This is a genomic window from Blautia sp. DFI.6.71 (assembly GCF_020593585.1).
Classification (GTDB): domain Bacteria; phylum Bacillota; class Clostridia; order Lachnospirales; family Lachnospiraceae; genus Blautia_A; species Blautia_A wexlerae.
Map to the genome: position 1 here is coordinate 20,096 of NZ_JAJDMJ010000002.1, position 16,056 is coordinate 36,151.

The 16,056-nt window shown below is 33.2% G+C and carries 5 protein-coding genes; 4 read left to right on the forward strand and 1 reads right to left on the reverse strand.

Features of this window, described 5'->3' with window-relative positions:
• The first annotated feature begins 5 nt into the window (after positions 1–5).
• The 4 genes from LJE12_RS01835 to LJE12_RS01850 are packed head-to-tail and all read left to right on the forward strand — an operon-like array spanning position 6 to position 15,283.
• A complete protein-coding gene (locus tag LJE12_RS01835) occupies positions 6–7,703 on the forward strand; it encodes a non-ribosomal peptide synthetase (protein ID WP_227226485.1) in 7,698 nt (2,565 codons plus the stop codon).
• On the forward strand, positions 7,700–13,123 hold the full coding sequence (locus LJE12_RS01840) for a non-ribosomal peptide synthetase (protein WP_227226484.1): 5,424 nt from the start codon (positions 7,700–7,702) through the stop codon (positions 13,121–13,123). Before LJE12_RS01835 ends, LJE12_RS01840 begins: the two co-directional genes overlap by 4 nt.
• A gap of 13 nt (positions 13,124–13,136) precedes the next feature.
• Positions 13,137–14,219 carry a hypothetical protein gene (locus LJE12_RS01845; protein ID WP_227226483.1) on the forward strand — a complete coding sequence of 361 codons (1,083 nt, stop codon included), beginning with the start codon at positions 13,137–13,139 and terminating at the stop codon, positions 14,217–14,219.
• On the forward strand, positions 14,216–15,283 hold the full coding sequence (locus LJE12_RS01850; protein ID WP_227226482.1) for a Gfo/Idh/MocA family oxidoreductase: 1,068 nt from the start codon (positions 14,216–14,218) through the stop codon (positions 15,281–15,283). Before LJE12_RS01845 ends, LJE12_RS01850 begins: the two co-directional genes overlap by 4 nt.
• Here LJE12_RS01850 and LJE12_RS01855 read toward each other — a convergent pair.
• Positions 15,264–15,905: a 4'-phosphopantetheinyl transferase family protein gene (locus tag LJE12_RS01855; protein WP_227226481.1), complete on the reverse strand. Its 642-nt coding sequence runs from the start codon at positions 15,903–15,905 to the stop codon at positions 15,264–15,266. The genes LJE12_RS01850 and LJE12_RS01855 overlap by 20 nt on opposite strands.
• Positions 15,906–16,056 lie beyond the last annotated feature (151 nt).

Sequence of the window (16,056 nt, forward strand, 5' to 3'; positions counted from 1 at the left end):
ACATTATGCGTAAAATGGAATTTATTGATGACATTCAGAAGTGTATACCACAAATTGATGCCGAAAATGGAAAGTATCAATTGCCAGAAGTTGGTATTACTTCATTGCAATTGATGCGCTTACAAAATAGATGGAAGAAAAAGGGATATAATGTAAAATTTAAAGATTTAGCAAATTCTAAAACAATTGATGATTGGTTTTCTTTATTAAATAGTGAACAGAAGATCAATTTTAACTATGAGTTACCAGAGCATGAAAATAAAGAAATTTTTCAGTTGACGGATGTACAGTATGCCTATTGGACTGGAAGGGATTCAGAACAGGCAATGGGTGGTAGAGCATGTCATGCTTATTTTGAATTTGACTGTGAAGCTGATATTTCTATAGAAAGATTGGGAAAAGCGTGGATAAAAGTTGTCAATTATCACCCTATGTTACGTGCCTGTTTTCAGAAAGATGGAAAATTTTGTATATTGGATAACACAAAAAACACTATCAAAATTCATGATTTGAGTACTTATTCTAGTAATGAGGCGGAAAATCATTTTTTAAAACTAAGGAAAGAATTATCACATAAGAAATTAGATATTGAACATGGAATAGGGGCTGCATTGGAAATCATAGAGCTGCCTGATAGTAAAAAAATGGTAATAGATATTGATATGCTGGTAGCTGATATGCAGAGTTTACAAATAATATTCCGTGATCTGGTTAATGCATATAAATTTCCGGAAAAGTATGCAGAAAGATTTGATATGCTTTTTTTGGAGTATTTGGAACAGGAAAAGACTATAAAGAATAATGAATATATTGAATCAAAAAAATTTTGGAATAGCAGATTAAGGGAGCTACCTAAGAATCCGGAGTTACCACTGGCCAAAGACCCTTCTAAAATTGTGAATCCTATTTTTGAAAGAAAAAGTAGAATTATAGATAAGAATACATGGATGTTGTTAGCAGACAAAGCGCGTCATTCTGAAGCAACATTAGCCATGATTCTTTTAACCGCATATGTAGAGGTGGTAAGTTATTGGTCAAGTGAAAAAGAATTTTTGATTAATATACCAATATTTAATCGTATTACGAATGTGAATAATATTGAAGATGCGGTAGCAGACTTTACAAATTTGCTATTGCTGCCAGTATCGATAAATGAAACTCACAGTTTTAGTGAGCATTTAAGACTTATAAGCCAGACGTTTCAGAAATATATACAATATACAGCTTATAGCGGGGTTGAAGTACAACGTGAAATGACAAAATTGTATCCTAATTCACGCTTTTTTGCACCGGTTGTTTTTTCATATAATGTGGGAGAGGCTATGATTTCTGAAACCTTTGAAGAAAGCATAGGTCATCTTTCGTATATGATTACTCAAACGCCCCAAGTATGGTTGGATAACCAAACTATAGAATTAAATGAGGGGATTTTAATTGCTTGGGATTATGTCGCTGAATTGTTTCCAGGTAAGATAATAGAGGACATGTTTGGTTGTTATATCAATGTATTAGAAAAATTGTCAGTTGCCGATAATTGGGATAAACAATTTGTAATGTTACCATCGCACCAACTAAAAATCAGGAAAGATTTGGAAAGTAAGATGGAAATCGAGGATGAAAATCTGTTTAGTTCATTTATGAGGATGGCATATACAGAACAGGAACGGATTGCTGTTATAGAAGGTGGTACTGGTGCAAAGATAACATATTGGGGATTGTATAACAAAGCAAAGAAGATAGCTGGACTTTTGAAATTAAATAAAATTTCATCAGGAGATTCTGTTGCAATTTGTATTGAGAAAGGAATTGAGCAAATAGCAACGGTTTTAGGTGTTTCTTTTTTGGGGGCAAAATTTGTGCCTATTAGTGCGCAACAGCCAATAGAAAGACGTAGACGAATTGTAGAGACTGCATTGATAAAAAACGTGATAACAAGCCAGAGGTATGTTGATGTTCTTGAATGGCCTGACGGTATGACCATTATTAACGTAAATGACGCCGATAAATATTCTTCTGAATTGCCTGTTTTTCCTGTTAAAAAAGAGGATTTGGCTTACATTATTTTTACATCTGGTTCTACAGGTACACCAAAAGGTGTTGAAATTACACATGGTCAGGCATTGAATACAATAACAGCAATAAATAAAATGTGGGGAATTAGCAAAAAGGACAAAGCTCTGGCGGTATCTGAATTTGATTTTGATTTATCAATTTATGATTTGTTTGGTTTACTTCAAGTAGGTGGGACAATAGTAACTATTGACGATAAAGATAGGAAAGAACCGGCTGTATGGTCAAGATATATTAAAGAATATTCAGTTACAGTATTTAATTCAGCACCGATGCTTATGGAGATGCTGTGTGAATATGCAATAAGTCACAAATTGACATATGATTCTATGAAAGTATTTTTATCAGGAGATTGGATTACTCCAACTTTGATTTCTCATATAAATGCAGTTGTAATAAACGGATTGATCATAGCAATGGGAGGAGCTACTGAAGGTGCAATATGGTCAAACTATTTTATTGTGTCTAAAGAGGTTCCTCATGAATGGGTATCTATTCCGTATGGCAGCCCATTACCGAATCAAAAGTATCGTGTAGTTAATGAGAGCGGTCATGATTGTCCAAACTGGGTAATTGGCGAATTGTGGATAGGTGGTGATGGAGTAGCAACTGGGTATGTTAATGATGAGAAATTAACTAATAAGAAGTTTATTATGAATGGTACCAGCCGTTGGTATAGAACGGGAGATTTGGGTAGATTTTGGGATAATGGCTTAATTGAATTTCTTGGTCGTAAGGATAATCAAGTAAAAATACATGGACACCGTATAGAATTAGGTGAAATAGAGAATGCAATTAAAGAAATGCCTCAGGTAAATGATTGTATTGTGACTGCGGTTTCAGATGCAGCTAAAAATAAACAGTTGGCCGCTTATGTAATTTGGAATAAAATTAAAGCCGATAATTTAATGAATGTAAATGCTTTGGTTTCTATCGGTTGTGCCGATGATGGAATAGTACAAAGTAATAAGAGGGTAGAAAGGTTTCTGGCAGACTATTCTTGTATTTTTATTATGAAAGTGATTGATAGTTTAGGTGGATATTCTGAAAAAAATGCCAGATTCTCTACATATGAGATGCTTGTTAAAAGCGGCATTAGTGATGACTATGAATATTTGATGGACAAGTGGTTAGAATTACTTGTTGAAAATAAATATCTTGTTAAATCCGGTAATATGTTTGAAAATACAGTAGACTTTGGAGATGTGGTAGGACGTTGGGAAAATAATGATTTGTGGAATGAGTACAAAGAATATTTGTATCAATTTTACAGTATAGCATTAGAACTGCTTACTAATAAGGAAAACGTTTCAAATATTATTGGAAATGCGAAATATCTTGGGCCAGAGGAACTTATTGAACGTTTGCCTTATTATAGTTTTTTGGAAGAGCAGATGCCGGTTATTTTTTCAAAACTATTTGAAAAAAGTGGTAGAGAGAATAGACCTATTCAGATCCTTGAAATTGGATCTCGAAATATTAAACGAACTCAAGCTATTCATAGGTCTTTAAAAGCATTTGATTTTAATTATAAATATACTTATATGGATGCATCATTATTCTATTTGAACAGAATGAAGGATAATCTGGAGGGACAGTGTTCTTATCTTAATGAAGATATTGGAGATAATGAATGCGCGAATATGGAAATGTGGCATCAGTTTGATGTAATTATTGCACAAGATATTCTTCATACAATGAAAAATCTGCCATTGGTTATTGATAATATTATTAAACTTCTTAAGCCGACAGGCACTGTAGTTGCATTTGAAGTGACACGTGATCATCCAGTAATCAATATATCTACAGGCATTATTGAAAAGGGATTTTGTGACATTTGTAATATAAGACATACAGTCTCTCCGTTATTGTCTGTAAATGGGTGGAAGAAGTATTTTAAAGATGCAGGTATGAAGATGGCGTTTTGCTTATATGATGATAAGGATAAAATATTTTGTGAAAATATTTTACTATTTCAGAATGAATGGGTAATTGATGAATTAAGTAAAATGGAAATGGATTTGATACTAGAGGAGCGGCTTCCAGAATATATGATACCTTCCTATTATATTGCTATGAATTCTTTCCCTTTGAACCAAAATGGAAAAATAGATCGAAAAAGTTTTCCGGTTCCTGCAGTAACCAATGAAGAAGAGTTTATTGAACCTGCAACTGAGGTAGAAATAAAACTGGGAGAGATATGGAAGTCTGTTTTACAGGTTGAGAGAATAAGTAAGAATGACAATTATTTTGAATTGGGAGGCGATTCTCTTCTGGCGAATAGACTATCAACTAAGATTTATGAAGTCTTTCATATAGAAATGAAAATTGCGGATATTTATAAGTTGTCAAACTTTCAAAAACAATGCCAATTTATTGAAGGGAAAAAGGTAAAACAGGTTCAGGAAAATCCGCACGATATAAAAATATGTCCGGATGTTGCTAATTGGAATGAACCATTTCCACTAACTGAAGTACAGCAAGCATATTGGTTGGGAAGAGAGGGAGGATTTGAGTTAGGAAAAGTATCAACACATTGCTATTTTGAAATGAAATGTTCGGATATTGATGTTCGTCGGATTAAAGAGTCGTGGAATATTATGATAAAAAGCCATGATATGATGAGAGCAGTAGTATTGCCGGATGGTGAACATCAAGTTGTTATGGAGAATGTGCCAGAATATTCAATAGAAGTTAGAAATCTTCAAAATAGAAGCGAGAAAGAAAAAATCAGTATCTTGGAGAATGTGCGAAACGAAAAAAGTCAACAGCAGTTTAATCCGCATAAATGGCCTCTTTTTGATGTTTCGGTTACTGTTTTGAACGCAGATGAAATTTTCATTCATGTTAGTTTTGATAATATTATATTTGATGGATGGAGTATGCTGTATATTCTTGGTGAATGGAAAAAAGTATATGAAAATTACAGCGATATATATGTACCTAAATTAAGATTCAGAGATTATGTAGTCGCATTGGAGCAACTAAAAACTACTGAAAAATATGAACAGGATAAAATGTATTGGAGGGAAAAATTGAGCGCAATCAAGCCAGCCCCGATGCTGCCGGTTAAGAGCGCACCGACTTCCATTAAAAATCAATCTTTTAGAAGAAAGAAATACCAATTATCGTCTGGGAAGTGGAAAAGATTTAAAAAGTTGGCAAAAGAATCGGAAATAACACCTGCCACTGCTATTCTGTCTGCATATGTTGCAATTTTGTCCAGATGGAGTGCATCTGATAGTTTTACAATTAATTTGACATGCTTTAACCGTATGCTGCTGCACGAAGATGTAATGAGGCTGGTTGGAGATTTCACATCACTGATATTATTAACGGTAAATGTTGATAATGATAGCAGTTTTGTAAACCATTGTAGTGCTATTCAAAAAGAATTATGGGAGGACTTAGAACATATTTCTGTTGGTGGCGTATGGGTAGAAAGAGAGCTAAACAAAGCAAATTCCGGCAAAAATCAAGTGATGATGCCTGTTGTATTTACAAGTGGTTTGGGATTCAACACAAATACAGATGGAGGACCGGATACATTTTTAGGTGAAATTGTGGAGGGATTATCGCAAACACCGCAAACATGGTTAGATCATCAGATCATGGAACAGAATGGTACAGTATTATTGACATGGGATTATGTTGTAGAATTATTTCCTGATGGAATGATAGATGAAATGTTTGATACCTATGTTCATCTTATTGACTTGTTATGTGAGGCTAAAGAGAAATGGGATCTGACAGTTGGAAGTTTGTTACAAATTCCTATATGCAAGAATATTCTAACTGCAAACAAAACTCAGAATTTTATAAGTAACACTAGCATGATGGATATGATTATTCAAAATCTAAGAAGTTTGAGGAATAAAGAAGCAGTAATTGCGGATAATGGAACTTTATCATATTCAGAACTGAACTGTTTGTCTGCTAACATTACTAAATATATACATGACCAAGGGATAAAAAAAGGATCTATTATTGCAATAGTGATGGAAAAAGGATGGGAACAGATTGTTGCGGTGCTTGGAGTTATTAATGCAGGATGTGCATATGTCCCTGTTGATCCCCAAAATCCAAGAATAAGAGTAGAGAATATACTCGACAATGCGAATATTTCTTTGATTTTGAAACAGTCATGGATTGACCGATTTATAGAATTGGATATTTCAAAGTATAGAGTTATGGATGTTGATACATATACATATCAGAATGATATTGAAATATCAGATTTTGCTTGTATGTCAACAGATTTAATGTATTTGATTTATACATCTGGAACTACCGGTATACCAAAAGGGGTTATGATAAACCATATGAATGCCGAAAACACTATTTTGGATATTAATCATAAATTTTCGGTTACAGAAACAGATAAAATATTAGCCATATCAAATTTGAATTTTGATTTATCGGTATATGACATATTTGGAATGTTGGCATGTGGAGGTACGATTGTAATTCCAAATTATGAAAAAAAGAATGATCCTGTATATCTGATTGAGATTTTACAGAAATACCATATTACTATTTGTAATATTGTACCTGCATATATGGAACTGATTAATGATTATTTGGAGATAAAGGAACAATTGTTAGCAAGTTCTGTACGGCTAGTGCTTTTAAGTGGAGACTGGATAGCTACTACGTTGCCAAATAGAATTAAGAAAAACCTGGCTGCTACAACAATCGTAGGTTTAGGGGGAGCAACAGAATGTTCGATTTGGTCAAATTATTATGTAATTGAAGAAGTTGAACAGGATTGGAAGAGCATACCATATGGTAAACCACTAAGTAATCAGCAATTTTATATTTTTGATGATAATTTTAATGTCACTCCTTGTTGGGTACCAGGAAAGTTATTTATTGGAGGAAAAGGAGTAGCGCAAGGGTATTACGGCGACACTGAAAGAACAAAGGAGAAATTTGTAAGCCACCCAATCACAGGCGAACGTATATATGATACAGGTGATTTGGGTCGATACTGGTCTGATGGAAATATTGAATTTTTAGGGAGAGAAGATTTCCAGGTAAAAATTCATGGACATAGGATTGAATTAGGAGAAATAGAGTCTATATTATACCAGTTCGACCAGATTAAAAATGCTGTAGTGTTATTGGACAAGGAAAACCAACAATTGTATGCAGCAGTTACTGTAAAGGTTGCCATTGATGATTTTGATGAAGAACAAAAAATATTACACTTTTTAAGCGAACATTTGCCCCAATATGCGTTGCCAGAAAAGGTCTTCTTTTTTGATGAACTTCCATTAAGCAATAATGGAAAAATTGATAGGACTGAAATAATGAATATTATAAAGGCCGATGTAAAATATGAAAGCATTGAAAGAAAAGAACCGTTATTGACAGAAACAGAAATACTGATAGGGGAAGTTTGGAAGGATGTATTAGGAGTAAGTACCGTTTTCAGAGATGATGATTTCTTTAAATGTGGCGGTGATAGTCTAAAAGGGAATGTGCTGATGGGGAAATTGGAATCAAATGGTATATTAAAAAAGCATCTTTCATTAAGAACATTGCTTGTTGCATCTACAATTCGGACGTTATCTGAAAAGGTTGATGAAGAAAATAGTTCGCAGGATGAATATGAGGAGGAAATCATATGAAGATCGAGGAATTGATAGAAGAGTATCAGAAAATGGGAATAGAACTTTTTTTAGATAAGGAAAATCTTAAATTTAAAGCCCCGAAGGGTGTGATGACATCAGAAATTAAGGAGGTATTGAAAAAAAATAAGCAGCAGATTATAGAGTATTTGTTAAGGGAAAAAGAGATAAAACCAGATGCCGAGCATAAATATAACCCATTTCCTTTGACAGATGTGCAAGCAGCTTACATGTTAGGAAATAGTAGTGTATATGAATTTGGAGGATTTAGCTGCCATACTTATTTTGAAGTAAAAACAGATTTTACGGATATATCTATACTGGAAAAGGCATGGAACAAAGTGATTGAGAAACACGATATGCTAAGAGCTGTTATTTATGAAGAAGGATATCAGGTTATTCAAAAAGAAGTGCCGTGGCAGAAAGTTTTGTTGAATAGTATAGTTACAAAACCGATAGAGAAACAAGATCAATGTATTGCGGAAGTAAGAAGTCGCTTGGCACAAAAGAAATATGATGTTGGAGAATGGCCATTATGCGAACTTGAAGCCACATTTTTCGATGATGGGATGTGTATACTCCATTTTTCTATTGATATGATGATATCGGATTTTATAAGTACCAACATTATTTTAAAAGATTTAGTTTTTTACTATAATCATCCTGATGCTGAGAGTGTTCCATTTAGTATTTCGTATCGTGATATTGTTCTATATCAGAATCAAATGCAAGATAGCGAGAAATATTTAATCGACAAAGAATATTGGATGAAACGGATTGAGCATTTACCTGTTGAACTTGATCTGCCTATGTGCATATCAAGTGATAAGAAACAGCAAATAAAGTTTATTCAATTTAATACACGTGTTGCTGCCGAAAAATGGATTGCGGTTAAGAATGAACTTTATAAGGCACGAATTACTCCTTCCAGTTTTATCTTGACTGTATATGCATCTGTTCTTGGCAAATGGATTAGAAATAAAAATTTCTGCATTAATGTTACCTTATTAAATAGACCAGATTATGACGAAAATATTCAAAATATAGTTGGCGATTTTACAACTACAAATATTCTGCAGGTAGATTTGAAGAACAAAACTGAAAATTTTAAAGAAAAAATTCTGACAATACAAGAACAGCTCTGGAGAGACATAGAACATTCTATGTTTTCTGGCGTACAGGTAATACGAGAGATGACCCGGCAGACTAAATCGCATGTGATTGTACCTATTGTATTTACAAGTATGCTTGGAATGGAAAATAGTATTTCAAAGATTGCGAATACATCCGTAGAGTATAAAATTAGCCAGACACCGCAGGTATGGATTGATTGTCAGGTTTCAGAAATAAATGAAGAACTGTTGATTAATTGGGATGTGAGAAATGATATTTTTCCCGAAGGCATGATAAATGACATTTTTAATGCTTTTGAAAATGTGTTGATGCTATTTTGCAAAAACTACGAATTTATGGATAAAACATTGATTGTACCATTGCCGGATGAAACTAAAAAAGTAAGAGTGAAAGTTAATAAAACAAAGAAAGAGTTTGTTGCAAAAACGTTACACTCAGGATATGTCAATACTTTAAAAAGTCGGCCAAATCATATAGCTTTCATATATGACCATAAGAAATATACATACCATGATTTGGAAAAGTATATAAGCGCTATTCAAAGTAAACTCATTGCTTGTGGTTGTGAGAAAAAGGACTATGTCGCTGTTATTTTGCCAAAAGGAATATGGCAAGTGGCAGCTACAATTGGAACATTGGCTTTGGGATGTAGCTATGTACCAATTAGTTTAGACAATCCATACAATAGGATATGTGAAATACTGGATGAAGTAAAAGCAAAAGCAATAGTTACAGATACGATAAATTTCATAGGATATAAAAATGTTATCTATACAGCGTCGATAGAGCCAGCAGAAAAAAATATTGTAGTGGAAGACGTTACACCAGATCAGATTGCATATGTTATTTATACTTCCGGAAGCACGGGAAGCCCCAAAGGGGTAGTTATAACACATCAGGCAGCTTATAATACGATCCAAGACATCAATGCCCGGTTTAATATAGCGGATGATGTAGTTGCGTTGGGATTGGCAAAATTGTCATTTGATCTATCTGTATTTGATTTGTTTGGAATTTTTAAGGCTGGTGGTGTTTTAGTATATCCAAAAGATGAGGATTTAAAAAATCCCTATAGTTGGATTGAATTAATGGAAACTTATCACATTAATTTATTAAATATGGTGCCGGCACAAATGCAGATGATGACAATGGCGATGGAGTCCAGAACTGACAAGTTTGATTTTGTAAAAACAATTATGATGTCAGGAGATTGGATACCTGTTTCATTACCTGAAGCGATAAATCAAGTTATGCCCAATGCTAAGATTATAAGTTTAGGTGGTGCTACAGAGGCATCCATATGGTCTATTTATTATGAGATAGATCAAATACAAAAAAACTGGAAAAGCATACCGTATGGATATCCGCTTTCGAATCAGAAATTCTATATATTGGATGATAAATATAACGATTGTCCGAATTATGTTCCAGGAAAGATCTTCATTTCCGGAAGAGGGTTGGCGGAAGGATACTATAAACGAAATGATTTAACTATGGAACGTTTTAAATTACATCCGGTTTCAGGAGAGAGGATATATTATACCGGTGACATTGGTTGCTATCATCCGGAGGGATGGATTGAATTTCTAGGGAGAGATGATACGCAGATAAAGGTCAATGGACATAGGATTGAATTACAAGAAATTGAAAAGAAAATAAGTAATTATGCAAGAACAGAAATGGTTGTCGTAGATGCGGTAAATACGGCTGGGAATGAAAAAAAGTTAGCTGCCTTTATTGTTCCGGAAGAAAAAGACTTTTCTACAAAGGAGGCAGAAGCATACGGAATCGAATGTGCCGAGACAGCTAAATGTCTAATGAAAAATATTGATCGTAATCTATTCGAGGAATGGGTTGCGGCAGCAGATAAAAAATCTCTTTTAGATATTGTCTATGCATTACAAAGCAGAGGCATATTTGTAAATAAAAGTAGTTTATGGGATTTTAAACAGATAAGAGATAAGCTTGGTGTTCTTCCTAAGTATGATTTTTTGTTAACACGTTGGCTGGAGGCTTTATGTAAGGAAGAATATCTTGTTTCTATAGGGAACCAAGTATTCCAAGCTAATGTTGAACTGATAAGTAATGCGGAAATCAATGAATCGTGGAATAGATTGCAGAACATTGAAAACAAATTACACTATAGTCAAATGTTGATTGAGTATTTTAAAAATTCAGGGGAACATTTATTAGATTTCTTATCTGGCAATAAAGATCCACTTTCTATTCTATTTCCAGAAGGAAAAACACAGACTGCGTTAGCTGCGTACCGCAATAATATAGTAAATACAAATATAAATCAGGTAATTATTAAGTATGTAAATAGTATTGCACGCCAATTAAACGCCCAGGGAAAACAATTGCATATTTTAGAGGTGGGAGCAGGTGTTGGTGGAACTAGTAGAGACTTGATACCAAGTTTAAAAAATAAAAATGTTGAATATTGGTTTACTGATATCTCAACGTTCTTCCTAAATAGTGCAAAAGAGACTTTCGCAGACTATAAGAATGTTACATACCGTTTGTTTGATATTAATCAGGATTACAGAGAGCAAGATATTCCGGCTGTTTATTTTGATGTTCTTTTGTGTGCCAATGTTCTACATAACGCGCACAATGGAATGGAAGTTATGAAACAGTTAAAAGAGGTTATGCGTGAAAATGCAAGTTTTATTATAATTGAAGAAACTGTTGAGTCATATGCAATAATGACTTCGATGGAATTCGAATATTCTATAAACGATATTACGGATTATAGAAAAGAAATAAATCATATTTTCTTTAATAGAGAACAGTGGAGAAAGCTATTAGATCAAGTGAATGCGAGAATAGTATGTGAACTTCCAGGGATAGATGACAAATTATCATTGGCAGGACAATGTCTTTTTATAGCGTCCGTTTGGAAAGGTAGAAAAGACATTGAGAAGGGCAAATTATTAAACTATTTGGAGCAAGAATTGCCAGTATATGAAATTCCTCAATATATTGAAATTGTATCCAAAATTGATTTAAGCACGAATGGAAAAGTAGACCGTAAAAAATTAAAGATACATATGGAGGAGAGTGAAAAAGATACTAATGAAGATAGTAAAATATTGCCTTCAACAGAACAAGAAAAAATTCTCGTTGAAATTTGGAAAGAGGTATTGAACCGTGAAAATATCAGTATTACAGATAATTTTTATGAGTTGGGAGGAGATTCTCTTTTAGTTGCACAAACTATTTCGCAGGTTAAGAAAAGATTACCGTTGGCAAAAGAATACCAATGGAATGAATTAATGCGTAAGATGCTGGAAAATCCGACAATAGAGGGATTTGCGAAAGTATTTGAGGATGTCAAATATGTAAAAGAATCAGAAGATAATGAACTGGTTCGTTTGAACTTTGTTAGAAATGGAAACGATAATAAAATTATTGTGTTATATCCAGATGGGATAAATTCTCTCAGTCAGTATAACGGTTTGATAAATAAGATACAGGAGGAATTTGGTAGTTATACAATTATAGGTGTAAACCTTTGTGAAAATCAGGTGTTCTTTGAAACAGCACCAGAATGTCTGATCCCTGATATTGGAAAAGTTATAGCCCAAAAATTGATGCAAGCATATAGTAAATGCGAAATTGTTTTAATTGGATACTGTATTGGTGGGCTAATGGCAATTGAAACGGGTCGTTTCCTATTGGAGCAAGGCAAAAATGTAAACGGTATTGTTACAATAGATACTCGTACCTGCAGTAGATGTATTGATAATGATCTAATCATGGAAAGGATATTCAAAATTATTTTGAATGGTGGTGAACAAGATAAACTCATGGATCAACAAATATCAGATGCAGTCAGAGCCGTTTTGACTGATAAAAAGTCAGCTATAACTAATGAGGAATTGTGCAATTGTGGTGAGCAGTTTTCAGAAGTAAATAAATACTTTACGGAATTGTGTACTCTTTCTCCGAAGCAAAGATTCGATTCTTTACTCGATTATCAAAAAATAGAGTTAGACGAGGAGCGTAATAGAATCTTAAATTTGTATAGAATGTTTAGACATAATTATCGTGGTGTAATGAACTATGCTCAAGATTTTTACATTGGAGATGTTTTGGCTTTACAGTGTAATGACAATACAGGCTTTTTCTTACCGGCAGAAATGATATTTGATTCTGATTTTTTACAGCAGACAGTATTAGGAAATTTAAGTTATGAAGCAATACCAGGAAATCATCTTACATGTTTGGATAATAATAACATACCGTTGATCTATGGGTACATACGAAAATATTTGTCATGATGGAGGTAAAAGCTTGAAAAAATTAGTGGGTATAATAGGCGGAACAGGTAAGATAGGACAAAAAGTGTGTGAAAAACTCGTTCCCCAATATGATGTTCGACTTGGTCAGAGGCATATGATGCAATCAGATTCAGTTGCGAGCATATACAAATTTGTAGATTTGCAACAACCTTCATCATTGTATGACTTTTATGAGAAATGTGATCTTATAGTTAATTGTGCGGGTCCTTCATATATTTATAGTAATATTGCTATGAAAATAGCCAATAATATGAAGATTCCGTATGTTGATGTTTTTGGAAGCAGGTTTTATAGTACGAAAGCGGTAAGTATATCTACTATCAACGTTTTATCAGCAGGATGTTATCCCGGTTTTACCGGGATACTTCCTGTTGGATTTTTAGAGGGGAAAATGGATGAAGTCATAACACTTAAGGAAATAGTAGGCGGTAGAGAATTGGGAAGTCTTGTGGCATGTCAAGATGTGATAATGAGTGCCATTAAAAATTATGGAAAAGTGAATATGTATATGGATACCGGGCAGATGACCTATAATAATCTGCTAGAAAAAGATATAAAAGGTGGATTTCCTGAAAATGTTTCTTTGAGGCTCTACTTTACCGAGGAATTCGATATGCTTTGTAAAAAATATAAGATTCCTCAAGCATATTTTTATAATGCTGTTGTGGATGAAGAAATAGATAAGGCATTATCAATGGCATGTGTAAAATTATCTCATGAATGTGATGAGTCCGTACTTGTATTAGAGGCTAAGAAAATAAGTGCTTTACAGGAAAATTTAGTTCGCGAAAGAGGTAATTGGTATGGAATGCACTTAGAAGCAGATGGTATATACAATGGAAAAAAGAAAACCATTTCTGTATATGTAAAGGTATTTAATACGAGTTTATTAAGTGCAGGTATTGCGGTAGAGGTTATAAAAAGTATATTGTCAGAACACCATAATTCAGGTGTTTATTATCCTTTTGAAATACTGAATAATCAGAAAACAATTCGCAAATTAATTGAAGAAGGAGTTATTGCTATTAATGGATTTTCAGAAAGTTATGAAGATGAGGAGATAGGAGTTTTATGATACGTGTGATAGTATGTGGAACAACGTTTGGACGTATATATATTCATGGAATTCAAAAATATGGCCAAGAGCGATTTAAATTAGTAGGTATACTAGCAAGTGGAAGTGAACGTTCCAGGAAATATTCAGAACAATATGGTATTAAGCTATTTTCTAGTATTGATGAAATCAATCCATTAGAAGTAGATTTGGCATGTGTAGTTATCAGATCTGGGATAGTAGGAGGATCCGGAGCGGATATTGCGTTGAGTTTATTAAATAAAGGGATTAATGTATTACAGGAACAGCCAGTTTCATATGTCGAGGCTGCTAATTGTATGAAGACAGCTATAAAAAATCATTGTTTCTATATGATAAATAGTTTTTATCCATATAATGAACGTATAAAATCTCTTTTGGGTTATTGTGAGAATCTTCAAAAACAAAGTAAAATAAATAGTATAGAAATATCTTGTAGCGTGCATGTTCTCTTTTCAACGATTGATATTCTTGAACGGTTGGCTGGTTCCTTTTCAACATGGGAATTTGACATCCCGATTGCACCTAAATATGGGCATCCACTAACAATAATGTATGGAAAAATATCAGATATACCTGTACTACTAAAAATACAAAATCAGATGGATCCACTTAATGAGGATAACAGTACAATTTTTCTACATAGAATTAGCGTAGAATTCAATGCAGGTACACTGAGTTTAAGTGATACAGATGGGATAATTATGTGGAAACCCCAAAGATATGTTGAAAGATCACGAGATGGAAGTTTAGAATTATATAGTCAGTTTCAGGACTATCCGGCTTTGGTAAGACTGACGGATAATGAAGAGATTACCTATTTGGAGGAATACAGCAATCTTTGGCCGTATAGTATTTTTAATGTTTTGAATGAATATGTTAATGTAACAGAAAATCGTGCAGTATATCTGAAGTTTGCTCAGAAACAGTTGGAACTGTGTAAAAAATGGGAATGGTTTTCAAACAATCTTTCAGACTATGAAATTATTGATGTACAACCACCCGAAAGAATATGCTTGAAATTAATTAAAGAAAAAACTGAATAATTTGTTTCTCGTTGATAGTTTCTATATTAACAGAGGAAATGTCATCGGAAAAAATTGAGCATATATAGTTACCATTTTTCCAGGTAAGGAAATATGGAAGTAGTTTAGGATGCTTTGTATTTACTAATGTAAGATCGTCATTTAAACCAACACCTTTATATTTCATATAAGCTTCTTTTTGAGTCCAGATTTCGTAAAAGGCGATATCTGGACTTTTTGATGAGATAACATAATTTTTTTCATCCGAATGAAAAGTGCTATCAATAATTTCAAAGGGCGCAGTATTTATATTTTCAATATCAACACCAATATTATTAGAATAAGAAATTCCACATAAAATTGCATTACGTGTGTGTGAAAAATTAAAATGATATAAAGAATTAGACAAAAATACTGGTTTTTTCGTTGAAAGAAAGGAAAAATTTAGTTTATTGTTTGGAATACCAGTTAGCAATATCAATTTCATACGAACTAAAAGGGCTGCGTAAAGACATAATTTTTTATCAATATCGTATCTGTAAGCTAATACTTTATTCTTACGATATTCGGATAGATAATGTAACAATTCAGTGTCATGTCTTTCCCAATTAGTGTTTGTTATTGGTAAAAAATAAACTTTCATACTGTACTCCTATGTATAAAATATATTCTCCATTTTACCATTAAAAAAAAGAAATACAAGTAGATAAAATATAAATTAGAAACCCTCTGTTTTTTTGTTATGATAATGCAAGAGGAAATGATAATTGAGTATCTGGTTACTTCTATTATTT

Coding starts and splice junctions, on each gene's coding strand:
- LJE12_RS01835 (WP_227226485.1), top strand. CDS start 6: ATGCGTAAAATGGAATTTATTGATGACATTCAGAAGTGTATACCACAA.
- LJE12_RS01840 (WP_227226484.1), top strand. CDS start 7,700: ATGAAGATCGAGGAATTGATAGAAGAGTATCAGAAAATGGGAATAGAA.
- LJE12_RS01850 (WP_227226482.1), top strand. CDS start 14,216: ATGATACGTGTGATAGTATGTGGAACAACGTTTGGACGTATATATATT.
- LJE12_RS01855 (WP_227226481.1), bottom strand. CDS start 15,905: ATGAAAGTTTATTTTTTACCAATAACAAACACTAATTGGGAAAGACAT.